Origin of the sequence: Sporolactobacillus vineae DSM 21990 = SL153 (assembly GCF_000377985.1) — a bacterium.
Lineage (GTDB): Bacteria > Bacillota > Bacilli > Bacillales > Sporolactobacillaceae > Sporolactobacillus > Sporolactobacillus vineae.
In genome coordinates this window covers 71,297-93,829 of sequence record NZ_KB899042.1, presented here as the reverse complement: position 1 = coordinate 93,829, position 22,533 = coordinate 71,297, and the positions used below count along the sequence as shown (strand labels likewise).

Genomic DNA, 22,533 nt, shown 5'->3' with positions numbered 1-22,533 from the left:
CATTTAAACACCCGCATGCGCTGCCCGGAAATGATCAGAAAATCCCTACAAATCATCGGAATATGTTTTTCTGCCCACTAACCTCACAGGAAAGGATTATTTCTCAATGGACCATCTGACTCGAAAGTTATTTCATTTAAATCATTGCCGCGGCATTGGCAGAAAGACGATTCGCACTTTACTGAAGAGCGATCCTCAGCTTGACACGCTGAACCGGCTGAGTCTGAAAGAACTGACAGGCGTACTGAATATGAAAACAACTGATGCCCATAATTTTCTGGCTGATTACCACGCGTTTGACGTCGGAAAGACGGAAGACTATTACACAAGCAGAAGCATCCGGATGATTGGTATCTATGAAGACGTCTATCCTCCGCTGCTCCGCTGTACTGACGATCCGCCACTGATGATCTATGCGGCGGGCAGAATCGAACTACTTCAGGCGAAAAAGTCGCTCAGCGTTGTCGGCACCAGATATCCCAGCAGAGAGGCGGAACAGGTAATCAGACGTCTGACCGCGCCGCTGATTCAATCCGGATGGACGATCGTCAGCGGCATGGCGGCTGGTGTTGACGGTATGGCACATCGCCTTGCCTTAAATGGAAAGACTATTGCCGTACTGGGATCCGGTCTGCTTTCCCCGTATCCGCGACAACATCTGGAACTGTACCGCGAACTTTTTAAAAGGCAGCTTGTCATCAGTGAATATCCGCCGCTCTCCGGTCCGGAACGCTGGCGTTTTCCGGAACGCAACCGGATTATCAGCGGACTCACCCTGGGCACACTGATCATTGAGGCTAAGGAAAGAAGCGGCTCGCTTATTACTGCCGACCAGGCGCTCGAACAGGGCCGGGAGGTCTTTGCTGCACCAGGCTCAATTCTGAAGGCCAGCAGCGCCGGTACCAACCGGCTGATTCAGCAAGGGGCCAAACTGGTGACTTCTGCCGACGATATCCTTGAAGAACTGCCGGAGTGAGAAGGATCAGCCTGATGTTCCATTGTGCCGGTCTGAAAAAATGCAGAATCAGGTGAATGCCGTACCCTGGTTTTGCCAAGGATACGGATACATCGGGTTTGACAAAGCTTACATCAATCATTAATATTAGTGGAGATTTGATTTTACTTAGAAAGGGGGAACGCCTAAAGTGAACGATTATCTTGTTATCGTAGAATCTCCCGCCAAAGCGAAAACGATTAAACGGTATCTTGGATCTAAATATGAAGTTAAAGCATCAATGGGACACGTTCGCGATCTGCCTAAGAGTCAGATGGGTATCGATGTGGCAGATCACTTTAAACCAAGATATATTACGATCCGCGGCAAAGGGCAGGTTCTCAAAGACTTGAAAAGTGCCGCAAAAAAAGCGAAAAAGGTCTATCTGGCTGCCGACCCCGACCGCGAAGGAGAAGCTATTGCGTGGCACCTGGCGCACAGCCTGAACATCGATGACCATTCCGATTGCCGCGTCGTATTTAATGAAATAACAAAACCGGCAATACGCGATGCCTTTAAAAAACCTAGAAAAATAAATATGGACCTGGTTGACGCGCAGCAGGCAAGACGTGTGCTGGACCGGCTTGTCGGCTATAATATCAGCCCGTTACTCTGGAAAAAAGTGAAGAAAGGGCTGAGTGCCGGACGTGTGCAGTCTGTCGCCCTTCGCCTGATCATTGAACGGGAGAACGAAATTAAGGCGTTTAAACCTGAGGAATACTGGTCGATTGAAGGCCTGTTTCACGTCGGCGAGGAAACGTTCGCTGCTGATTTTTACGGCGTTGACGGTAAAAAAATGGTCCCGAAGACCAAAGATGAGGTGGCTGCTGCTCTGGCACGGCTGACCAGGGATCATTTCCTGGTGACTCATGTACAAAAGAAGGAACGGATGCGGTTTCCGATTGCTCCGTTTATTACGTCGTCGCTGCAGCAGGAAGCAGGGAGAAAGCTGAATTTCCGCGCCCGGAAAACGATGATGATTGCCCAGCAATTGTATGAAGGAATCGCGCTCGGAAAACAGGGAAGCACCGGTCTGATCACCTATATGCGTACCGACTCCACCCGGATTTCCGATGTCGCCAAAGCGGAAGCGAAAGACTATATCCTCCAGAATTACGGTGAAAAATATCTGGGGACAAGACCCGTCAAACAAAATAAGGGTGAGAACGTTCAGGATGCTCATGAAGCGATTCGCCCGACAGCGATTGTCAGGAGCCCGAAAGAAATCAAAGACTATTTGAGCAGAGATCAATTCCGGCTCTATAAACTGATCTGGGAACGGTTTGTTGCCAGTCAGATGGCTCCCGCCATTCTCGATACGGTCCGGGCAGATCTTGTTCAGAACGGGGTTACTTTCAGAGCGACCGGTTCCAAAATAAAGTTCAATGGTTTTATGAAGGTTTATATCGAAGGCAGCGATGATCAAAAAGCCGCCACCGGGGCGGGGAAAGAGAAATATCTCCCTGAGCTCGCAGACGGCATGGATGCGATCAAAGAAAAAACAGATCCGAAACAACACTTTACGTCACCACCGCCACGCTATACAGAAGCATCTCTGGTTCATAAAATGGAAGAAATCGGCATCGGCCGTCCGTCAACGTATGCACCGACGATCGACACCATTCAGCGACGGAATTATGTATCCATGGATGCCAAACGATTTGTTCCGACAGAGCTGGGAGAAATCGTTCTGAAACTGATCGTTGAATTCTTCCCGGAAATCATCAATATAGACTTCACAGCTCAGATGGAGACAGATCTTGATGAAGTTGAAGAGGGTAAGAAGAACTGGATTGCACTAGTTGACAAATTTTATCAGCCATTTTCGAAACGACTCACTAAAGCTGAAAAAGAAATGGAATCGGTCACGATCAAGGATGAGCCTTCGGGGATCATTTGTGAGAAGTGCGGCCATGAAATGGTCTATAAAATCGGCAGGTACGGTAAGTTTCTTGCCTGCTCCAATTTTCCGGCGTGCCGCAATACCAAACCGATTTTGAAAAAGACCGGCGTCACCTGTCCGAAATGCGGAAAAGGTGAGGTTGTTGAACGGAGAAGCAAGAAACGCCGGATATTCTACGGCTGCGACCGCTATCCGGAATGTGACTTCGTATCATGGGATAAACCGATTCAGCGGCAGTGCCCGAAATGCGGCTCTTATCTTGTTGAGAAGAAGAGCAAAAACGGAAAAATTGTGCAATGTCCGAAATGCGACTATAAAGAATAGCGTAGAGAGACTGCGCTGATGCAGGAAAGACCATGCACCTGCCTTTGTTTGTGCATGGCTTTTTGTGCGTATCAGGCGTGTGAGCAGGATAAACAGAGGAAATGAGGTGAGAATCATTATGGCCGATCCATTTGTAACCGTTATCGGTGCCGGCCTTGCCGGGAGTGAGGCCGCCTGGCAAATTGCCAGGCGGGGCATACATGTCGACTTGTTTGAGATGCGTCCCGTCAGGATGACACCGGCTCACCATACCGATCAATTTGCCGAACTAGTATGCACCAATTCGCTCAGATCGAACACACTGACCAATGCAGTCGGTATCCTCAAGGAAGAAATGCGGCGACTGGATTCAGTCATTATGATGGCTGCCGATCGCTCCAGCGTACCTGCCGGAGGGGCGCTCGCCGTTGACAGACATGATTTTTCAGCAAGAGTGACACAGCAAGTCGGTAGCCTGCCGAACGTCACTGTTCGCCATGAAGAAATCAGCGCCATTCCTGAGGGAAATACGGTCATCGCGACTGGTCCGCTGACGTCAGCCGCCTTATCAGCATCTCTTTCTGCGTGGACCGATGAGCGCAGCCTCTATTTTTACGATGCGGCTGCACCAATCATTTCCGGAGAGTCAATCGATCAGCGCAAAGTGTATCTGAAGTCACGTTATGATAAGGGCGATGCGGCCTATCTGAACTGCCCGATGACCAAAGAAGAGTTCGGCATCTTCTACCATGCACTGGTCCGTGCTGAAACAGCGCCACTTAAAAATTTTGAAAAGGAGAATTATTTTAACGGCTGTATGCCCGTCGAAATTATGGCCAGGCAAGGCGCCAGAACACTTCTTTTCGGACCGTTGAAACCGGTCGGGCTGGAGGATCCGCATACAGGGAAACGCCCGTATGCTGTAGTCCAGCTGCGGCAGGACAATGCTGCGGGCACGCTCTATAATATAGTAGGTTTTCAGACGCATCTGAAATGGGGGGCGCAGAAAGAAGTCTTCAGACTGATTCCCGGTCTTGAACACGCTGAGATCGTCCGATACGGGGTGATGCACCGCAATACATTTCTGAACGCACCGAAGCTTCTTCGTCCCACCTATCAGACAAAACGCCGGGATAATCTTTTCTTCGCCGGCCAGATGACCGGTGTCGAAGGTTATGTGGAATCGGCGGCGTCAGGTCTGATTGCCGGAGTCAATGCAGCGCATATTGCTGCAGGTAAGGAACCTGTTGTTTTCCCGGAGGAGAGCGTTATCGGCAGTATGGCTCATTATATATCGAATGCGTCACCAGCCCATTTTCAACCGATGAATGCAAATTTCGGTCTGCTTCCGCTGCTTCGTGTGCCGGTTAAGGACAAAAAAGAACGGGCTGAGAAGTATGCAGCCAGAGCGCTGGATACAATTCAGAATGTTGCTATAAAACTGTAAATTATGTTGCGATTCATACGCGCTTATGTTACCATTATAAGGCAAAGAAGCCGCTCAATGAGATCAGTGTGATATGACTGAAAGGTTCGCTTATTTTCAGAATGGCAAGTCAATGTGCTGAGTGACTGATCACAACAAGTCCGATCCGAATGCTGGCAATATTTATTGCTGCTGGGGAACGGACTTTCGCTTGTTTTCAAAATGCAGCAGGAGACAACCCGGACGGAAAAGTCGCCACAGATAAAGAAATGGTCTCTGGATACCGTTCAAACAGGACTCGGAATACATAAGGGGTCATCTGCTTGATGAGGTCATCGTGCACTTTTTTGTCATCCTTTGTCAGAATTTTCACTTGAAACTGTCTCAGTTCCGATTGGCACTGCCGGCAGTTCAGGACAAGTATTGATGGTTCATGCAAGAAACTCAATCAGGAGGAACTTTCTATGACGTTATTGGAAAAAACCAGGAAGATCAATCATTTGCTTCAAGGTACGAAGACACAAGTCGATTTTAACGAGATGGCCAGGACACTGAGAGATGTGATTCAGACGAACACGTTTGTCGTCAGCAGGCGTGGCAAAATTCTCGGTCTCTCGTTAAAACTGGAGTTTGAAAATGAACGTATCCAAAAAATGTTCAAAACCCGGCAGCTTCCGGAGACCTACACAAAACATTTGTTCAGTGTCACGGAAACCTCGTCGAATCTTGACGTAAACAGCGAATTTACAGGATTTCCGTATGAGAATAAAGACTTATTCGCGAATGGGCTGACGACCGTTGTCCCGATTGTCGGCGGCGGCGAACGGCTCGGGACTTTGCTCCTTTCCAGACTGAATGAACCGTTTACCGATGAGGATTTGATTCTTGCCGAGTATGGTGCAACGGTTGTCGGCATGGAAATTCTTCGGGAGAAGACCGACGAGGTTGAAGAAGAAGCTCGTGAGAAAGCGATTGTTCAGATGGCGATCAAGTCGCTGTCATTCAGTGAGAAAGAGGCAGTGGAGCATATCTTCGAACAGCTGAACGGGAAAGAAGGCCGGCTTATTGCCAGCAAAATAGCCGACCGGGTCGGCATTACCCGTTCAGTCATTGTTAACGCGCTCAGGAAACTGGAGAGTGCCGGTGTGATTGAATCCACGTCTTTGGGAATGAAAGGTACGTTTATCAAAGTGCTGAATGATAAATTCCTTGTTGAACTGAACAGAATTAAGAGTGAATAAGTAGCGCATCGGTAAAGCGGACAGCTGAATACGCATTTTAAGTATAGGACTTTTGGATTATTTTCCATTTTGTAACCAAAAGTCCTTATTTTTGTGTACACAATTTTCGATGCAAACCTTCTTCAGACGATAGAAACATTGGTCTGTCCGACAGACCGGCTTTTCCGGGGGTTACATAAGTCCTTGTTTCTTGCACTATTCATTAAATAGTAGACATGGCAATGGCGCAAACGGATCGTTTAAACTTTGATTAAAGGATAAAAGTGGAAGTTGATAAGTCTTTAGTACCTGGATCAAGCTAAATATTGTGTCAGCTGAAGTCGAATGAGAGAGATAGTTGTAGACAGAATGGGAGAAGTTGATAAAATGTACTTATATGAACAATATCTGGAAAGTCAGGAGGTATGGTGCTGATGTTTGCGACAACGCCGCTCGGAGCTATTGAGACATCACTTAATCGCTCCATGACAGAACAAAATGCCATTTCAAAGAATATTGCGAATGTGGATACACCGGGGTATAAAGCACAAACGGTCGTTTTTGACGACGCTCTACAAGGTGCACTGCAGGCGCACAGGACGGAGCCCGGCCACATACCCTTCTCGGATTCTTCAGATACCGGTTACCAGACCGTGACAGATAATTCCGGCACAATCCAGAATAATGGAAACAACGTCGATATCGACCATGAAATGTCACAGCTTTCCAGAAATCAATTTCTCTATCAAACTCTGACCCGGGCGGCAGCGGATCAGTTTCAGAGATTCAACACGGTATTGGGGGGGACTCAGTAATGGGTATGTTCAGCGGACTGGACATTTCGGCATCCGGTCTTACGGCTCAGCGATTCAGAATGGATGTGGCCTCAGCGAACATCGCCAATGCCGACACGACACGTGAACGCCGGGTGAATGGTCAGTGGCAGCCTTACACACGAAAAGTGGTGAATCTGAAGACGGTCGATCGATCGTTCGATTCGATGCTTCATCAGGCACTGGGTTCTTCTGCCGGAGGAACAGAAGTTGCTTCGGTCACGGAGGATCCTGCTCCTTATCCAATGAAATATGATCCGTCCAGCCCTGATGCGAATGCTAACGGGTATGTCAGGGAACCCAATGTTGATCCGCTCAAAGAAATGGTCGACATGATGGAGGCAAACCGATCCTATGAAGCCAATGTCACGGCGATGAATGGTGAAAAGAACATGCTCACATCAGCACTGCAAATCGGAAGGTAGGCGATAAATGGTGAGTGTGGCACCGGTTAGTATGAATCAGGCAGTGAATGCTGCACCTGCTGCTTCGCAAAGCGCGGCAGGTGCACAGACTTCTTTTTCCAATGCTTTAAACCAGGCACTGGGCACAGTGAATCAGTCGGTGACTTCAGCCGACCAGATGGTGACCGGTCTGGCAAATGGGAGCAGCAATGCAGATCTCCACAGTGTGATGATTGCGATGCAGAAAGCAGATGTCCTGTTAAAAACAACCGTTCAGGTGAGAGACCGGGTCGTCGCAGCCTATCAGGAAATCATGAGGATGCAGGTATAGACATACGATCTGTGCACTCGGGCAAGCTGAACGGAGGAAATTATGAAAGAGAAAATACAGGGCTGGTATCGCAGGATACGCAGTTATTGGGCAGAATTGCCGAAAAAAAAGAAAATCTGGTTTACCAGCGGTGCTGCCGGATTGCTGATTGTCTTAATACTGGTGCTGCTGCTGACGAATGTTAAGCACTATGCACCCTTATACAGTAACCTGTCGACCAACGAAGCCGGTCAGATTACGGACGCCCTGAAGAGCCAGAAAGTACCTTACAAGTTATCCAACGGCGGGACAACGATCAGCGTACCGTCCAGTCAGGTGAATCAGCTTAAAGTCAGTCTGGCAGCCCAGGGGATCCCCAAGACCGGTCAGATTGATTATTCATTTTTTGGACAGAATGCCGGATTCGGCATGACCGACAGGCAATTTGAAGTGCTTCAGCGCGCTGCCATGCAAACCGAACTGGCAAACCTGATCTCGAACAGCAAAGGTGTTAAATCGGCTAAAGTGATGATCACCCTGCCTCCGGAAGATGTGTGGGTCAGCAATCAGAAGAATCAGAGTCAGGCGTCTGCATCTGTTGTCCTTAATGTCGATCCCGGGTATCAGCTCAGCAATGCCCAGGTAAGGGGCCTTTATCATCTGATCTCTAAAAGTGTGCCGAATCTGCCTGAACATAATATTGTCATCATGGACCAGTATTACAACTATTACGATCTGAACAGTGGCGGATCGGGCGATTCGACGATGTCGGCCTACCAGACGCAGGAACAGATCACGCGAAATGTTGAGGATAATATTCAGCGCCGGGTCACTCAGATGCTGACGACCATGATGGGGCAGGGAAAGGTTCTGGTCAATGTCACGGCAAATGTTGATATGACCCGAACCAAAGAAAAGCAGGATCTTGTACTGCCGGTGAACCAGCAAACCATGGAAGGCCTTCAGACCAGCACGGAACACATTGCAGAAACCTATACCGGTACAGGCGCGGCAGGTCAGGCAGGAACCGGTACCAACGATGTACCTACATACCAGGCGGGGACGAATGGCAACGGAAATTACCAGAAGGTGGAAGACCGCGTCAATTATGAATTCAACAGAATACATAAGGATATCACGCACAGTCCTTACAAAGTCACAGATCTTGGGATTCAGGTACTGATCGAACCGCCAAACGTGAATAACGTGAACTCGTTGTCACAGCAAAGGATCAATGATGTGAAAAGCATCCTAAACTCGGTGGTCGAGACGTCGATCTCAGACAACCAGGGCCAGGAAATTCCTGCAGCCCAGATCAATCAGAAAACCTACGTTTCTGTCGGCCGCCTCAACGGTCAGGTGACGCCGCCGGTTCAGTCAGGATGGGGTATCTGGCCTTATGTGATTGGCGGTGCGGTGCTGGCGGCAGCTGCCGGTGTCATTACCTGGATTATATTAAGAAGGCGGCGGAAAACCGAGGAGGTCAATGCCGCTGCGACAGCTGATGAATCTGTGCCACAGGAAGATGAACTCGCTGCGGCGCTCAATAAAGAAACGCCAGAGCAGCGAAAGTATAATGACCTGGAGCGGCTGGCCCGGCAGAAGCCGGATGACTTTGTCAAATTGCTCAGAGGCTGGATGTCCGATGATCGATAAGCGGGGTGATTCCATTGGCTGAACGAAGAGTCAAACTGAACGGAAAACAAAAAGCGGCCATTCTCATGATTGCACTGGGTACCGATGTTTCCGCAGCGATATTCAAGCATCTTACAGAGCAGGAAATTGAGGACCTGACGCTTGAAATTTCCAACGCGCATAAGATTGATTCAGATGAAAAAAATCAGGTCATTGACGAATTCTTTCAGACGGCCAAGGCTCAGGAATATATCTCTCAGGGCGGTATTGGCTACGCCAAACAGATTCTGGAAAAAGCGCTTGGAGAAAAACCGGCTAACGACGTGATCCAGAGGCTGACTTCAACGCTGCAAGTCCGGCCATTTGATTTTATGAGGAAAAGCGATCCGCAGCAAATACTGAACTTTGTTCAGAATGAGCATCCGCAGACCATCGCATTGATTCTGTCCTATCTTGATCCGGATCAGGCAGCGACTGTTCTGTCGTCCCTGCCTGTAGAGGTTCAGGCAGATATTGCCAAACGTATTGCCGTGATGGACCGGACTTCTCCGGAAATCATTTCCGAAGTGGAACGGGTTCTTGAGAAAAAAGTATCCAGTACGGCCGGAAGTCAGGATTATACCCGGACTGGGGGCATCGCCTCTGCAGTTAATGTGCTGAACGGTGTGGACCGCACGACTGAGAAGAACATCATGGAGCAGCTGGAAGAGAGTGATCCCGATCTGGCTGAAGAAATCAAGAAACGCATGTTTGTCTTCGAAGATATCATTGTCCTGGATGATCGCGCAATCCAGCGGGTTATTCGTGAAAGCGAGAACGAGGATCTGATTCTTGCGATGCGCACAGCAAGCGATGAGGTCAAAGATCTGCTGTTCCGCAACATGTCGGAACGCATGGCGGCCAGTTTCAAAGAGGAAATGGAATACATGGGTCCTGTGCGGCTTCATGATGTGGAAGAAGCACAGACACGTATTGTCAGTACGATCCGCAAGCTGGAGGATGCAGGTGAAATCGTGATCGCCCGCGGGAAGGGAGACGATGTCATTGTCTAATGTGATCAAATCTCCTGAGCGGGCAGGTCAAGGCAAGGTCGTCCGGCTGACAACGATTGCCCCCCCTGAAGAATTAACCGATGGAACGGCAAAATCGGTCAACCAGACCTTAGAAGAGCGAATCGGTCAGGCCCGGAAGCAGGCGGCTCAGATTCTGGATGCGGCAAAAGAGCAGAAATCGGAAATTGAAGCGGAACTCCAGGCGCAGAAAGAAAAAGCGGAAAGAGCACAGAAAGCAGCTTATGAGGAGAACCGTCAGGCAGGATATAAGGCTGGATTCAGTCAAGGGTTGCAGGCGGGAAAAGCTGACTGGCAGAAACGGATCGACCAGGCGAATCAGCTTGTCGATCGGATGCGGACAGACTATCAGAAAAAAATTGCCGCTGCCGAACCGGACATTTTGAAATTATCCATGGCCGTTGCTGAAAAAATTCTCAGCGTCTCCATTGCTTCCGACGAGGATAAATGGTTTTCACTCGTAGCAAAGGCGGTTCGCGAAGTCAAAGATCAGAAAACGGTGAAGATTATTGTTCCGCCGGATCACTTTGCCACACTTGATATACATAAGGAAGAACTTGATGCACTCGTGCGGAATGCCGGGATTTGTATCTATGCCGATGGTGATTTGCAGGATCATGCCTGCATCATCGAAACTGAATTCGGACGGATTGATGCCGGCATAGACAGCCAGCTTACTGTTATTAAGCAAAAACTCAGGGAAATTATGGAGGAACATGCCTGATGGATGTGGATCTGCTGGTTGACTCGCTCAGTTCCATGGACAGCTACCGGCGGTTTGGAAAAATCAGCCGCGTGGTCGGACTGTTAATCGCGTCTAACGGACCGGAATCTTCGGTAGGCGACGTCTGCACGATTCACTTGAAAAACGGTGGCCGGAACATTAAAGCCGAAGTGGTCGGCTTTAAAGATGAAGAAATTCTGCTGATGCCCTACACGTCGGTGGCACATATCTCTCCAGGATGCCTCGTTGAAGCGACGGGGAAGCCGCTTGAGGTCAAGGTTAGCGACGAACTGATCGGTCAGGTCTGCGACAGTCTGGGTGATCCGTTGTCACGGATGCATTTTTCAAAAGGCTTTGACACCGTTCCGACAAATCAGAAACCTCCGGATCCCCTGGAACGTCCGCGGATCTCCGAACAAATCGAACTGGGCATCCGGTCGATCAACGGGCTGCTGACGGTTGGAAAGGGCCAGCGTGTCGGTATTTTTGCCGGCAGCGGTGTCGGCAAGAGTACATTGATGGGCATGATCGCGCGAAATACATCTGCCGATCTGAATGTCATCGCACTGATCGGTGAGCGAGGCCGTGAAGTCAGGGAGTTTCTCGAGAAGGATCTCGGCCCTGAAGGCATGAAGCGTTCGATTGTCATTGTGGCGACCAGTGATCAGCCCGCGTTGCTCAGAATAAAAGGGGCGATGACAGCGACGGCTATTGCCGAATACTTTCGATCCAAAGGAAAAGACGTGCTGCTGATGATGGATTCGCTGACGCGAGTGGCGATGAGTCAGCGGGAGATCGGGCTGGCTGTCGGGGAACCGCCGACAACCAAGGGCTATCCGCCATCGGTTTTTGCTTTACTGCCGCGGCTGCTGGAACGTGCCGGCAATGACAGAAACGGTTCAATAACTGCTTTCTATACGGTACTGGTCGACGGTGACGACTTCGATGAACCGGTTTCCGATACGGCCCGCGGAATCCTTGACGGCCATATCGTACTGGATCGCGCGCTGGCACAGAAAGGGCAATATCCTGCCATTAATCTGCTTAAGAGTGTGAGCCGGGTTATGTCTGAAATCGACAGTCCCGAACAGCTGAAGGCAGCGGGTTATTTTCGGAAACTGCTGGCTCAGTATACGGATTCCGAAGATTTGATCAATATTGGCGCGTATAAGTCCGGGAGCTCGGCGGCGATCGATGAAGCCATTCAGTTTCATCCCAAGATCCTCAGTTATCTGAGGCAGCCGGAAGATCAGAAAGTGACGCTTGAGGAAGCGATCAGACAGCTTGAGACGGTATTTGGAAAAGGGATGAATGAGCATGCCGTTTGATTATCGATTGGAACGGATCATGAAAATCGCGGAAAGTGAGCAAAAGAGTCTTGAAGCGCAGTACCAGGATCTTTACGACCGTCTCGAATCTGTTGCCCGGACACTGATTCATCTGCTGGATGATAAAAAACAGTTCCAGAAAAAACTGGAGGGCAGCATGAAACAACCGACGTCCATTGAATCCATGAAGCTGCAGCTCAGTGAAATTGACCGGACTGATCAGCGGATCACCCGGCAGACGGTGCTCTATCAGCAGCTGAAGACAAATCTCGAAAAATTCCGGACGGTTCTTCAGGAAAAATCGATCGAGGTTAAGAAGTACGAGAAAATCAAATCCAGGCAAATGGCTGTTTATCACCACGATCAGGTTAAAAAAGATATGAAACAAATGGATGAAATTGCGATGCTGCGTACGGCTTCAAGTCGATCGTAAAAGGAGGGAGACAAATGGACGAGAAACAAAAGACCGGTTTTGGAAGAAAATTCGGCAAGGTGCTCTTAGCCATTTTAATCCCGCTTCTCTTTCTTTTGCTGCTGACCGGTCTGTTTCTCAAGCTTGCCGGAATCGATCCGATCAGTGAGGCGAAATCGCTGCTCTTTGGATCCGGACAAAATCCGCCGGTTCAGTCGATTAATTCGCCTGCGGCAACAACGTCGGGTCTGAAACAGCAGATTGCCGGTCAAAACCGGACGATTAAGCAGCTTCAGAATGACAATAAGAATAAGTCCGACCAGATTGCACAGCTGCAGAATCAGCTGAAACAAGCGCAGAGCCAGTCCAACCAGCAGAATCAGGCGCAGAAAAGTCAGAAACAGGCAGCTCTCCAGTCCGTCTATGCACAGACGTATCGGAATATGGATCCCGTCAAGGCGGCAGCCATATTCGAGAAGCTTTCTGTCAAACAGGCAGCAAAATATATGAACATGCTGGATGATAAAACAAAAGCGTCGATCATGCAGAACATGACGGCAGCCAAAGCAGCAGCCGTGACGCCGCTGCTTAAGGCTCCGGCCGATTCCGGTTCATCGGCAGATTCGGCACTTAACGGCTCAGCAGCTTCGACGGCAACGACGACATCGTCAACTACTTCACTGCCGTGAGCGACAGAAGACTTTGAAAGGAGGTGAGAAAATGAGTACAGAACCGATGATCGAGGCAACAGGAGGCGCGTCCATCCTGCCAGGCAAGGAGATTATTAAAGGAAAGAAAAAAAACCTGGCACTCACAGATGTGCTTTTTGTTGACCTGATCAGCCAGATGGTAAAGCCCGATGCACTGCATGATCCGGACAAAAAGTCACTCCGGCATCATCAGTCAAATCAGACAGCAGCCGGCAAAGAAAAAGGACCATCCGTAAGCAGGGCGTCAAAGAGCAATGTCGTCTTCCGGAAGGATATGGCGGTACAAGAAATGGAAAATCGATTGCCCCGGCCTGATACACCTGTTAAGATTCCGGCAGTAACGGCTGGAGACCTCCCTGTTGCGTCTGCACCTGATCATTTACGTTTACAGAGCGAGATGGGAAACGACCTGATTGCATCTGCTGATCCGGCAACGGGTGAAAAAAATGCCAGGCGTGGCAAGGTTGTTGGAAAAAGCGTCCAAAGTTCCGCATTCCCTCTTCGTTCCGGACATGTTCCGCCGGTAGCGATCAGAGAACCGGACAACCGTGGCGCAGAGTCCACTTCAATCAAAGAAACAACACAGTCTCATGGCCGATTAAACGGTTCTGAGAAACCGGCGATTGCTTCAGACGGAACTCACGGCGCTTCGCTTCATGCCTCCTCAGCGGGGAAAGTGCTTTTTCAGCTGAAGAACAGTGATCCAGCCCCTGTGTCCCTGCATACTCCCTCCATAGGGAACGTGCTGCAAACCGATTCAGCCCAGGTTCTGACGAAACCGCAAATTCATTCAGATTTGGCGAGGTTTGTCAGCAGCCGTCAGGCACACCCGGCAGATTCACCGTCTGCCAGGGCAACTGCACAGGCAGGCGAATCCAGTCCGTCAGGAATAACTGAACCCCCGGCAGCCGCAACCCCAGTGATGGCGCAAACGGTCCGAAACGGAGAAAAGAGTGTTCAGCAGGTACAGCCGCGTTCGGTTGGGGTCGTTCATGCAAATTCTTCGGCTTTGAAAGAAACACAAACCATGAAAGCCACCGATCCGGTTTTTGGTGAACAAGAGATTGATGCGAAACCTCAGGAACGCGAAAGCACAGCTGTTTCTGGAAGTGCCGTGCGTAACACCGCCGCTTCCAGAAAGGGAGAGATAATATCGGATCCGCTGGTGATGCGGCCAATGAGCCCGGCGGAACAGTTTGCTGTCTTTTCCCGTTCACGACCGGTCAGTACTGCCGCACGATCTGTAAACGGTCAGATCGCGCAGCAGCTGGCCGACTGGATGGGCAAAGCCTCATTCCATCTTGAACAGGGAAGCGTGAAGAGTCTGACCATGACACTGTATCCGCAAAATCTGGGTCAGGTGACGGTAACTGTAACACAATCGGATGCCGGGATTGTTGCCCACCTGCTGACCAGCACGAAAGCAGCTAGAGAGCTGATCCATTCCGGTCTCGACCAACTGAGAAGTGATATTGCCTCACAGGGAATTTTCCTCCATCATCTGGATGTGTCGCGGCAATGGCAAAGTTACGCTGCGGGAGAACCCAATCAGTCCGGTCAGGGAAAAACGGATCAGAATGCTCAGGATCAGTCCGATGAGAACGAGGAACAGAAGAAGAAAAAGAGATCAAGCTTTATTGATCCGGATGGAAATACAAAGGCATTTCTAAATTGGCTGAAAGGAGGCGCACCGGCCGTATGAGCAGCGATGGAATGACCGTGGACAGCAGCACGCCGGCAGGACAGACAAATGCGGCGGCGGATGCGAGCAGCATCCTGAACAAAGATGATTTTCTGAAATTGCTGATCGCCCAGATGACGCATCAGGATCCAACGTCACCGATGGACAGCGGACAGTTTGTCTCGCAAATGGCCCAGTTTACCTCACTGGAGCAGACACAGAACATGGGCTCAGCGATTGATCAGCTTGTTGCTTCGCAGTCGGACAATTCGCTTGCCGACAGAGCGACGATGATCGGCAAACAGGTGACATGGACGGCAACGCAGACGGACCAGGATGGCCGTGATGTTTCAGAAAGTTTGTCCGGGATTGTCGGCGCTGTGAAGATTAAAGACGGGAAGATCAGTTATGTGATAAAAAGCGGTGACAGTGTCGATCCGGAAGCAATTACTCAGATCACTGATACGGCGGGAAATACGAATGACGAAGATTGAACAGTATCCTTTTTATCCGCTTCAGGTAACGTCGCAGCCAAAGAAACAAAAGCCATTGCCGAAAACAAGCCGTAATGTCTTTGAGACTGCTCTGGCGAATGAGTTAACCGGAACCCCTGTGAAACTCACGAAGCACGCGAGGGAGCGGATGGCATCAAGAAACATTCATCTATCCGCAGATGAATGGAATCAAATACATGACAAAATGCAGGAAGCTGAGAAAAAAGGGGTGCATGATTCGCTTGTCCTGACGCCTCAGGCGGCTCTGGTGGTCAATGCACCGAACAACACCGTGATTACGGCAATGAAACTTTCAGAAGCAAAGTCGCATATTTTCACAAATATTAATGGAACCATTTTGTTGAATCACTGAATAGGCTGGACCTTTAACAGGAGAGCCGGACTGCGGACCGACAGAAGCAGTCAAAAATAAGGAGGAATCGGATCATGTTATTACGTTCATTAGGGTCAGGTGTATCAGGGCTTAAAAACTTTCAGACCGATCTCGATGTGATCGGCAACAACATCTCAAACGTCGATACTTACGGTTACAAAAAAGGCCGGATCAACTTTGAAGACATGTTCAATCAGCAGGTGCAGGGCGCACAGGCAAATCGGAACGCCATTCAGGTTGGGCTCGGTTCAACAACAGGGTCCATCGACAACATTGTTACCGGTGGCACGGTTAATCCGACGGGGAATCCGTACGATCTGGCGATTAACGGCGAAGGTTACTTTCAAGTCTCCAACGGGACAAACACTTTCTATACGCGTGCAGGAGATTTTAAACTGAATTCGAATCGCCAGTTGGTAAACGCTCAGGGGATGACTTTGGTCGGGGCAAGTAATTTCCCTCAAAATCTACAATCATTCACAGTGAATAGCGATGGAACAATAACCGGTGTTTTAACAAATGGCACGACCCAGGGACTGGGAACAGTCAATCTTGTCACTTTTTCGAATCCGGCCGGTCTGGAAAAGGCAGGCAACTCTTTATACCGGCAGACGGCGGCTTCAGGCGTGCCTGTCACTTTGACGAATACGACGGGAATGGGTACATCAACAACCATCCAGCAGAACGCTCTGGAAGGTTCCAACGTTGACCTGACCGATGAAATGACGAACCTGATTGAAGCGCAGCGTGCTTATCAGGCGAATGCGAAAACGATCACGACGGCCGATCAGGTACTCCAGACACTGGTTAACCTGAAGCAATAATAAATGAAAGGAGCGGACCGGACCTGTTCTCCAGGTTCTGTCCGGTTCATGAATATCCATGATCAAACTGACACGGTTTAACGGCCGGACATTTGTTCTGAATGCTTTCCTTATTGAGCAGATTGAAGCTCTTCCGGATACGACAATCACACTGACGACCGGTAAGAAACTTGTTGTCCGGGAAACTGTGGACCAGGTGGTTCTGCGTGTGACCGATTTTATCAGGCAGACGTCCTGGTCCGGGGCGGTCCGAGCGGAGGAAGGTGTCATCAAATGTTCAAAAGTAAAGGACTGAATATCATTTTCATTCTGATGATCGTCATGATTATCGGAACCGTGATTGCCTACTTTTTACTGTCGGGGTATGCACAGAGCCGTGCAGATGTCCGCAATCCGAGTATTGATGAGATCAACAAAGATCTGACGGTATCGACAGGGGAGATCACGACCAATATACAGGGCGACCATTTTATCAAGGTTGATTTTAATATCCAGGTTTCGAATAAGCAGGCCAGGGATGAGCTGCAGAAACGGTCGTTTCAGATGAAGAATGCGGTGATCTATGTCGTTTCCGATCTTACAGCAGGAAAAATCCAGAATCAACAAGGCATTGCCGGACTTGAGAACCAGATTAAAAACCGGATCAACGGTTTTCTGCAGAGCGGGACAGTCACCCATGTTTACACAACGGAAAAAATTGTTCAATAACCGGATTCCGGAAAATGAGGTGGTGATGCAACGTGGCCGACATACTTTCACAATCTGAGATTGATGCACTGCTGTCCGCTTTATCCACCGGAGAAATGGACGCGGAGGAATTAAAGGAAGAGAGCCAGAAACCCAGAGTTCGTAATTATGATTTTAAAAGAGCTTTACGTTTCTCTAAAGATCAGATCAGGAGTCTGACACGGATACATGAGAATTATGCGCGATTGCTGACCTCTTATTTTTCTGCTCAGTTAAGGACGTATGTGCAGATTACTGTTGCTTCGGTGGATCAGCTTCCCTATGAGGAATTCATCCGTTCGATTCCATCGGCAACGATTCTTAACATCATCGAAGCGCCGCCTTTGGAAGGACACCTGATTATTGAGGTTAACCCGAACATCGCCTATGCGATGCTCGACCGGCTGCTCGGCGGTGCCGGTACAAGCATGAATAAGATCGATAATCTGACCGAAATCGAAAAAAATTTGATGAGAAACCTTTTTGAAGGGACACTGCCGTCCCTGAAGGAAGCCTGGTCACAGGTCGAAAATGCATTAGAGCCGAAATTATTAGGGTTGGAAACCAATCCTCAGTTTCTTCAGCTCGTGTCGCCAAATGAGACGGTGATCGTCATCTCGCTTTCAGCGGTGATCGGCAAGTCAAGTGGAATGATCAATTTGTGCCTGCCCCATGTTGTCCTTGAACCGGTTGTCCCGAAGCTGTCTCTGCATTACTGGATGAATGAGCAGAAAAATGATGCTACGGAAGAGGAATATCAGGCATTGCGCCGCCGCGTCGAGCATTCGCTCGTCCGTGTCAATGTCATGCTTGGGCATTCGGGGATTACCGTGCAGGAATTGCTGAATCTGACAGCCGGAGACGTGATTCGGCTCGATCAGCAGATTGATCGGCCGGTAACCGTCGAAATCGGCGGGTTGCCGAAGTATTATGCTCAGCCGGGGAAGAAAGGCAAACGTATGGCTGTCCAAATCATCAAACCCATAAAAGAGGAGGATAACCAGGATGAATGACGGACAACTGTCACAGGAAGAAATTGATGCACTTCTCGGAAATTCGGGCAAGAATGAGCCCGAGAAGAAAACAGCTGAGGCGCAGAAGCCGCAGCAAGATCCTGATCCGGCACAAAGTAAGAATAACGAAGAAGTGGCAGACAGGAACACCGTGATGTCCGATCTTGAAGGCGATGTGCTCGGAGAAATCGGAAATATTTCATTCGGCAGTGCGGCTACCGCTTTGTCGACGATCCTGAATCAGAAGGTGGAAATCACGACGCCGTCGGTCCGGGTCGTTAAACGAAATGCGCTGGCTGATGAATTTCCTGTCCCGCACGTCTCTGTTAATGTGAACTATACAAAAGGGTTTCAAGGATCCTGCCTGCTGGTGATCAAGTCCAGTGATGCCAGCGTCATTGCAAATCTGATGATGGGCGGGGACGGTACCCATCCGTCGAATGAGATCAGCGAAATGGAAATGAGCGCCGTCCAGGAAGCCATGAATCAGATGATGGGTTCTTCATCAACAGCAATGTCGACGGTATTTAACCGGCGCATCGATATTTCGCCGCCGCAGCTGACACTGATGGATGTAAAAACGCGGCGCGGCATTGAGCACATTCCTAAAGATCAGGTTATGTTCGAAGTGTCGTTCAAATTGCGGATCGGCAATCTGGTGAATTCGAACATTATGCAGCTGATGCCGGTCAAATTTGGAAAGGAACTCGTCGAGGTTTTGATGCATGCGACAAGTGACGGGGACCGGGTGCCGCCGGCAGATTCGGATTCCGTACAGACAACGGCGCCGGATGTCGTTTCTGAACCTGCTGAGGAGCCGGAAACCGGCGGGAAACCGCTCGCTTCCGGGACCGGAGAATCTCATCCACAGGCAGCGGCGACGAAGGAAAGTGACGCCGTTTCAAACAATATTGTCAGTCAGGCGCACGTTCAACCTGCTGAATTTTCCAGCTTCGGCGCAGCTCCGGAACAGGAGAACAGCAAGGGAAAAGAACCTCGGAATCTTGATCTTCTGATGGATATCCCTCTGGACGTCAGTGTTGAATTGGGACATACCCGGAAGACGGTCAGAGAAGTTCTGGAACTCGGCCCGGGATCCATCATTGAGCTGGACAAGCTTGCAGGTGAGGCAATTGACATACTCATCAACAAGAAATACGTGGCAAAAGGCGAAGTTGTCGTTGTCGACGAGAATTTCGGGATTCGGATCACGGAGATTCTCGATCATGCCGACAGACTGAAAAGCTTGTAAGCTTGTCACGGTTAATTGATGAAAGGTAAATTTGGGGGGATAACAGTGAGTGGTCGCATTCTGATCGTAGATGATGCAGCGTTTATGAGGATGATGTTGAAAGATATTCTTGCCAAGAACGGCTATGAAGTGGTTGGTGAAGGCGCAAACGGCAATGAAGCAGTAGCAAAATATGAGGAACTGAAGCCGGACCTGGTCACACTGGATATCACCATGCCGGAGCTGGACGGCATTCAGGCACTGCGCAAAATCAAGGCTCTGGATGCCGGGTGCAAAGTGATCATGTGCTCGGCTATGGGTCAGCAGTCGATGGTGATCGACGCGATTCAGGCAGGGGCAAAAGATTTTATCGTAAAGCCATTTCAGGCGGACAGAGTGATCGAGGCAATTAAAAAGACACTTGGGTAACAGGAGAAGAGAAGGTGTGGCATTGTTCTTCAGAGGACTGATCTCAGTGATTGTCGCTCTTATGATCATTTTTTTACCTGATGCCGAGGCATTTGCCGCAGATTCCGGAAACGGAACCGTACAGGAGATGCTGCAGCAGCAGAAAAACGGGCAGAAGTCCCAGCAGAACAGGGGAAGCAGTGCAGCAACAAGCAGCAATGCCACATCAACCACTTTGTACGGCGGATCGAATCTGTTTCTGGATTTTATCAAGATCGTTTTTTCTTTGTTACTCGTTCTTGCGCTGATTTATCTCTTGTACCGGTTTGCTGCGAAACGAACCGGTAGATTTAAAGAAGGAAATCATCTCAAGAATCTCGGCGGCGTTTCCGTCGGTCCAAACCGGTCGATCCAGCTCATCCGGCTCGGCAACAAAGTGATGGTCGTCGGTGTCGGAGATAATGTCCAGCTGCTTAAAGAAATCAGCGAGCCGTCGGAGATTGACGCACTGACCAGCCGGACGGACGCACCGGATCCGATTGAGCACGGTGTGTATAAGTTATTGAGCTGGACATCGGGCAAGGAAGACGTCCAACCGGACAGGAACCGGCAGGCACTTATGGAACGTTTGAGAAGTTTTCTGGATGTATTGAAGCGTGAGCGGTCTGAAAAGATGAGCGAGTTTGTCCGGGAGGCCAGGAAAAAATGAACACGATTCCGGGTATTCCGACGAGCTTCTTCACCACTCAGCCTCAGGGCGTGGCAACGACGGTGCAGCTGCTGCTTTTACTGACCGTTCTTTCACTGGCTCCGGCAATTCTGATCCTGATGACTTCGTTCACACGGATCATCATTGTTCTTTCCTTTATAAGAACTTCGCTGTCGACCCAGCAAACGCCTCCGAATCAGGTACTGATCGGACTTGCCTTGTTCCTGACGTTCTTTATTATGGCTCCGGTGTACGGTCAGATCAATTCCAGTGCACTGCAGCCTTATATGAAGGGGAAAATAACCCAGCAGCAGGCGATTCAGCGTGCTGAAGATCCGGTTAAGACATTTATGGCGAAACAAACCAGAGAAAAGGATCTTCAGCTGTTCATGAGTTATGGAAAATATAAAGCGCCGTCCAGGATCCAGGACATTCCGCTTACCGCTCTGGTTCCGGCGTTTACCATCAGCGAACTGAAAACAGCTTTTCAGATGGGATTTATGATTTTTATCCCGTTCCTTGTCATCGATATGGTTGTCGCCAGTGTGTTAATGGCGATGGGGATGATGATGCTGCCGCCGGTGATGATCTCGCTGCCCTTTAAAATTCTGTTGTTTGTCATGGTCGACGGATGGTACATGATTGTTGAATCGCTGCTGAAAAGTTTTCATTAGCTTCTGGGAGCATGATAGAATTCAGAGAAAAGAGTGATGCCGGTGAGTGCCGAGACAGTTCTTTCAATCGCGGATCAGAGTGTCATGGTGATTATTATGGTCTGTGGCCCGCTGCTCCTGATTGCCCTTGTTGTCGGCCTGGTGATCAGTATCTTTCAGGCGGCGACACAGATTCAGGAGCAGACGCTGGCATTCATTCCCAAAATTCTGGCTGTGTTTTTCGGACTGATCCTTTTCGGTCCCTGGATGCTCTCTAAAATGCTGACGTTTACTCAGAACATTCTTTCCAGTCTTCCGAACTATATCAGGTAGAAAAGGATCAGGTTTTCGTGGCACTATTAAATGCACTTCCCGCTTTTTTATTAATACTGGCCAGAGTCTCAAGTTTCATTGCGGTCATGCCGATTTTCTCGTATCGGACGATTCCGGCAAATGTGAAAATCGGACTGGCAGCCGTTCTATCCATCCTTATCGATCTGACACTTTTCGAAAGTCAGAGCGTACCGCTGGACGATACATTTGTTCTGCTGATCGTCAAGGAAGTACTGGTCGGACTGACGATGGGCTTCGTTGCCGGCATACTTACTTATGCCGTTCAGTTTGCCGGTGCGGTGATTGACCTGCAGATGGGTTTCGCTATTGCCAATATCATCAGTCCGGAAAACGGATCAGCGACGCCGCTGACCGGACAGCTGCTTTATCTGTTCCAGATGTTATTCTTCCTGGGGGTCGACGCACATCATATGCTGCTCAACGGCATGATGGACAGTTTCCGGGTGATCCCGCTGAACAGCCTGAACGTCTCATTCGGTTCAGGAAATCTGGCTGAATTTCTGACCCGGCTGACCGGCCAGATGCTCCTGATCGGCGTGCAGCTGTCGCTTCCGATTGTCGGGTGTCTTTTTCTTGTTGATGTGGCGATCGGACTGATTGCCCGGACAGTTCCTCAGGTCAATGTGTTTGTTGTCGGACTGCCGTTGAAAATCATCGTTGGATTTATTCTGATGCTCATTGTTTTTCCCGCTTTTATTGTCTTATTCCGGTTCATTTTCGATTCAATGACCGATGCGTTCAGTACGATAATGCAGCTGCTGGGGAGTTCATGAA

At 49.5% G+C, this 22,533-nt stretch carries 26 protein-coding genes; all 26 read left to right on the top strand.

The genetic code is table 11. The annotated features are described in order from the left end of the window. Nucleotides 1–106 precede the first annotated feature (106 nt). The 26 genes from dprA (at nt 107) to fliR (ending at nt 22,532) form a co-directional block, all read left to right on the top strand. Nucleotides 107–976 carry a DNA-processing protein DprA gene (gene dprA, locus D889_RS0100475; RefSeq protein ID WP_010630967.1) on the top strand — a complete coding sequence of 290 codons (870 nt, stop codon included), beginning with the start codon at nt 107–109 and terminating at the stop codon, nt 974–976. A 169-nt stretch (nt 977–1,145) separates the two neighbouring features. After that, nucleotides 1,146–3,221: a type I DNA topoisomerase gene (gene topA / locus D889_RS0100470; protein WP_010630966.1), complete on the top strand. Its 2,076-nt coding sequence runs from the start codon at nt 1,146–1,148 to the stop codon at nt 3,219–3,221. 118 nt (nt 3,222–3,339) lie between these two features. Continuing rightward, the gene (gene trmFO / locus D889_RS0100465; RefSeq protein WP_010630965.1) at nt 3,340–4,647 is read left to right on the top strand and encodes an FADH(2)-oxidizing methylenetetrahydrofolate--tRNA-(uracil(54)-C(5))-methyltransferase TrmFO; all 1,308 of its coding nucleotides are present in this window, start codon (nt 3,340–3,342) and stop codon (nt 4,645–4,647) included. Between the two features lie 443 nt (nt 4,648–5,090). Next, nucleotides 5,091–5,867, top strand: coding sequence for a GTP-sensing pleiotropic transcriptional regulator CodY (gene codY / locus D889_RS0100455; RefSeq protein ID WP_010630963.1), 777 nt, complete (start codon nt 5,091–5,093; stop codon nt 5,865–5,867). A gap of 413 nt (nt 5,868–6,280) precedes the next feature. Next, complete coding sequence (gene flgB, locus D889_RS0100450; RefSeq protein ID WP_018962058.1) at nt 6,281–6,661, top strand: flagellar basal body rod protein FlgB; 381 nt, start codon at nt 6,281–6,283, stop codon at nt 6,659–6,661. After that, nucleotides 6,661–7,104, top strand: a complete 444-nt coding sequence (gene flgC, locus D889_RS0100445; RefSeq protein ID WP_010630961.1) for a flagellar basal body rod protein FlgC — start codon at nt 6,661–6,663, stop codon at nt 7,102–7,104. The genes flgB and flgC overlap by 1 nt, the downstream gene beginning before the upstream one ends. Before the next feature lie 7 nt (nt 7,105–7,111). Continuing rightward, nucleotides 7,112–7,414, top strand: coding sequence for a flagellar hook-basal body complex protein FliE (gene fliE / locus D889_RS0100440; protein ID WP_010630960.1), 303 nt, complete (start codon nt 7,112–7,114; stop codon nt 7,412–7,414). A gap of 42 nt (nt 7,415–7,456) precedes the next feature. Beyond that, complete coding sequence (fliF, locus tag D889_RS0100435) at nt 7,457–9,049, top strand: flagellar basal-body MS-ring/collar protein FliF (RefSeq protein ID WP_010630959.1); 1,593 nt, start codon at nt 7,457–7,459, stop codon at nt 9,047–9,049. A 14-nt stretch (nt 9,050–9,063) separates the two neighbouring features. Beyond that, entirely contained in the window at nt 9,064–10,080 is a 1,017-nt protein-coding gene (fliG, locus tag D889_RS0100430) for a flagellar motor switch protein FliG (protein WP_010630958.1), read from the top strand. 1 nt (nt 10,081) lies between these two features. Continuing rightward, nucleotides 10,082–10,822 (top strand): flagellar assembly protein FliH, encoded by a 741-nt coding sequence (fliH, locus tag D889_RS0100425; protein ID WP_238537563.1) that lies wholly within the window; start codon nt 10,082–10,084, stop codon nt 10,820–10,822. Then, nucleotides 10,822–12,150 carry a flagellar protein export ATPase FliI gene (gene fliI / locus D889_RS0100420; RefSeq protein ID WP_010630956.1) on the top strand — a complete coding sequence of 443 codons (1,329 nt, stop codon included), beginning with the start codon at nt 10,822–10,824 and terminating at the stop codon, nt 12,148–12,150. Before fliH ends, fliI begins: the two co-directional genes overlap by 1 nt. Then, nucleotides 12,140–12,583, top strand: coding sequence for a flagellar export protein FliJ (gene fliJ / locus D889_RS0100415; RefSeq protein WP_010630955.1), 444 nt, complete (start codon nt 12,140–12,142; stop codon nt 12,581–12,583). Before fliI ends, fliJ begins: the two co-directional genes overlap by 11 nt. Before the next feature lie 14 nt (nt 12,584–12,597). Further along, nucleotides 12,598–13,251, top strand: coding sequence for a MotE family protein (locus tag D889_RS0100410; protein ID WP_010630954.1), 654 nt, complete (start codon nt 12,598–12,600; stop codon nt 13,249–13,251). 31 nt (nt 13,252–13,282) lie between these two features. Continuing rightward, nucleotides 13,283–14,974, top strand: coding sequence for a flagellar hook-length control protein FliK (locus D889_RS0100405; protein ID WP_018962057.1), 1,692 nt, complete (start codon nt 13,283–13,285; stop codon nt 14,972–14,974). Continuing rightward, nucleotides 14,971–15,447: a flagellar hook capping FlgD N-terminal domain-containing protein gene (locus tag D889_RS0100400; RefSeq protein WP_010630952.1), complete on the top strand. Its 477-nt coding sequence runs from the start codon at nt 14,971–14,973 to the stop codon at nt 15,445–15,447. The genes D889_RS0100405 and D889_RS0100400 overlap by 4 nt, the downstream gene beginning before the upstream one ends. Then, nucleotides 15,434–15,820: a TIGR02530 family flagellar biosynthesis protein gene (locus D889_RS0100395; protein ID WP_010630951.1), complete on the top strand. Its 387-nt coding sequence runs from the start codon at nt 15,434–15,436 to the stop codon at nt 15,818–15,820. The genes D889_RS0100400 and D889_RS0100395 overlap by 14 nt, the downstream gene beginning before the upstream one ends. A gap of 74 nt (nt 15,821–15,894) precedes the next feature. Continuing rightward, nucleotides 15,895–16,665, top strand: coding sequence for a flagellar hook-basal body complex protein (locus tag D889_RS0100390; protein ID WP_010630950.1), 771 nt, complete (start codon nt 15,895–15,897; stop codon nt 16,663–16,665). Between the two features lie 58 nt (nt 16,666–16,723). Further along, complete coding sequence (locus tag D889_RS0100385; protein ID WP_010630949.1) at nt 16,724–16,960, top strand: flagellar FlbD family protein; 237 nt, start codon at nt 16,724–16,726, stop codon at nt 16,958–16,960. Continuing rightward, on the top strand, nt 16,939–17,373 hold the full coding sequence (locus D889_RS0100380) for a flagellar basal body-associated FliL family protein (protein ID WP_010630948.1): 435 nt from the start codon (nt 16,939–16,941) through the stop codon (nt 17,371–17,373). Before D889_RS0100385 ends, D889_RS0100380 begins: the two co-directional genes overlap by 22 nt. Nucleotides 17,374–17,405: 32 nt before the next feature. After that, nucleotides 17,406–18,404 carry a flagellar motor switch protein FliM gene (fliM, locus tag D889_RS0100375; RefSeq protein ID WP_010630947.1) on the top strand — a complete coding sequence of 333 codons (999 nt, stop codon included), beginning with the start codon at nt 17,406–17,408 and terminating at the stop codon, nt 18,402–18,404. Beyond that, nucleotides 18,397–19,656, top strand: coding sequence for a flagellar motor switch phosphatase FliY (fliY, locus tag D889_RS0100370; RefSeq protein ID WP_010630946.1), 1,260 nt, complete (start codon nt 18,397–18,399; stop codon nt 19,654–19,656). The genes fliM and fliY overlap by 8 nt, the downstream gene beginning before the upstream one ends. A 45-nt stretch (nt 19,657–19,701) precedes the next feature. After that, on the top strand, nt 19,702–20,064 hold the full coding sequence (locus D889_RS0100365; protein ID WP_010630945.1) for a response regulator: 363 nt from the start codon (nt 19,702–19,704) through the stop codon (nt 20,062–20,064). A gap of 16 nt (nt 20,065–20,080) precedes the next feature. Beyond that, entirely contained in the window at nt 20,081–20,752 is a 672-nt protein-coding gene (fliO, locus tag D889_RS0100360) for a flagellar biosynthetic protein FliO (protein ID WP_010630944.1), read from the top strand. After that, nucleotides 20,749–21,426, top strand: coding sequence for a flagellar type III secretion system pore protein FliP (fliP, locus tag D889_RS0100355; RefSeq protein ID WP_010630943.1), 678 nt, complete (start codon nt 20,749–20,751; stop codon nt 21,424–21,426). The genes fliO and fliP overlap by 4 nt, the downstream gene beginning before the upstream one ends. Before the next feature lie 42 nt (nt 21,427–21,468). Beyond that, complete coding sequence (fliQ, locus tag D889_RS0100350) at nt 21,469–21,738, top strand: flagellar biosynthesis protein FliQ (RefSeq protein ID WP_010630942.1); 270 nt, start codon at nt 21,469–21,471, stop codon at nt 21,736–21,738. Nucleotides 21,739–21,755: 17 nt separating this feature from the next. Next, nucleotides 21,756–22,532, top strand: coding sequence for a flagellar biosynthetic protein FliR (fliR, locus tag D889_RS0100345; protein ID WP_010630941.1), 777 nt, complete (start codon nt 21,756–21,758; stop codon nt 22,530–22,532). Nucleotide 22,533: the final 1 nt, after the last annotated feature.

Coding starts and splice junctions, on each gene's coding strand:
- fliY (WP_010630946.1), top strand. CDS start 18,397: ATGAATGACGGACAACTGTCACAGGAAGAAATTGATGCACTTCTCGGA.
- fliI (WP_010630956.1), top strand. CDS start 10,822: ATGGATGTGGATCTGCTGGTTGACTCGCTCAGTTCCATGGACAGCTAC.
- fliF (WP_010630959.1), top strand. CDS start 7,457: ATGAAAGAGAAAATACAGGGCTGGTATCGCAGGATACGCAGTTATTGG.
- D889_RS0100410 (WP_010630954.1), top strand. CDS start 12,598: ATGGACGAGAAACAAAAGACCGGTTTTGGAAGAAAATTCGGCAAGGTG.
- D889_RS0100405 (WP_018962057.1), top strand. CDS start 13,283: ATGAGTACAGAACCGATGATCGAGGCAACAGGAGGCGCGTCCATCCTG.
- dprA (WP_010630967.1), top strand. CDS start 107: ATGGACCATCTGACTCGAAAGTTATTTCATTTAAATCATTGCCGCGGC.
- fliP (WP_010630943.1), top strand. CDS start 20,749: ATGAACACGATTCCGGGTATTCCGACGAGCTTCTTCACCACTCAGCCT.
- trmFO (WP_010630965.1), top strand. CDS start 3,340: ATGGCCGATCCATTTGTAACCGTTATCGGTGCCGGCCTTGCCGGGAGT.
- flgB (WP_018962058.1), top strand. CDS start 6,281: ATGTTTGCGACAACGCCGCTCGGAGCTATTGAGACATCACTTAATCGC.
- codY (WP_010630963.1), top strand. CDS start 5,091: ATGACGTTATTGGAAAAAACCAGGAAGATCAATCATTTGCTTCAAGGT.
- flgC (WP_010630961.1), top strand. CDS start 6,661: ATGGGTATGTTCAGCGGACTGGACATTTCGGCATCCGGTCTTACGGCT.
- fliE (WP_010630960.1), top strand. CDS start 7,112: ATGGTGAGTGTGGCACCGGTTAGTATGAATCAGGCAGTGAATGCTGCA.
- D889_RS0100400 (WP_010630952.1), top strand. CDS start 14,971: ATGAGCAGCGATGGAATGACCGTGGACAGCAGCACGCCGGCAGGACAG.
- fliJ (WP_010630955.1), top strand. CDS start 12,140: ATGCCGTTTGATTATCGATTGGAACGGATCATGAAAATCGCGGAAAGT.
- D889_RS0100385 (WP_010630949.1), top strand. CDS start 16,724: ATGATCAAACTGACACGGTTTAACGGCCGGACATTTGTTCTGAATGCT.
- D889_RS0100390 (WP_010630950.1), top strand. CDS start 15,895: ATGTTATTACGTTCATTAGGGTCAGGTGTATCAGGGCTTAAAAACTTT.
- D889_RS0100380 (WP_010630948.1), top strand. CDS start 16,939: ATGTTCAAAAGTAAAGGACTGAATATCATTTTCATTCTGATGATCGTC.
- D889_RS0100395 (WP_010630951.1), top strand. CDS start 15,434: ATGACGAAGATTGAACAGTATCCTTTTTATCCGCTTCAGGTAACGTCG.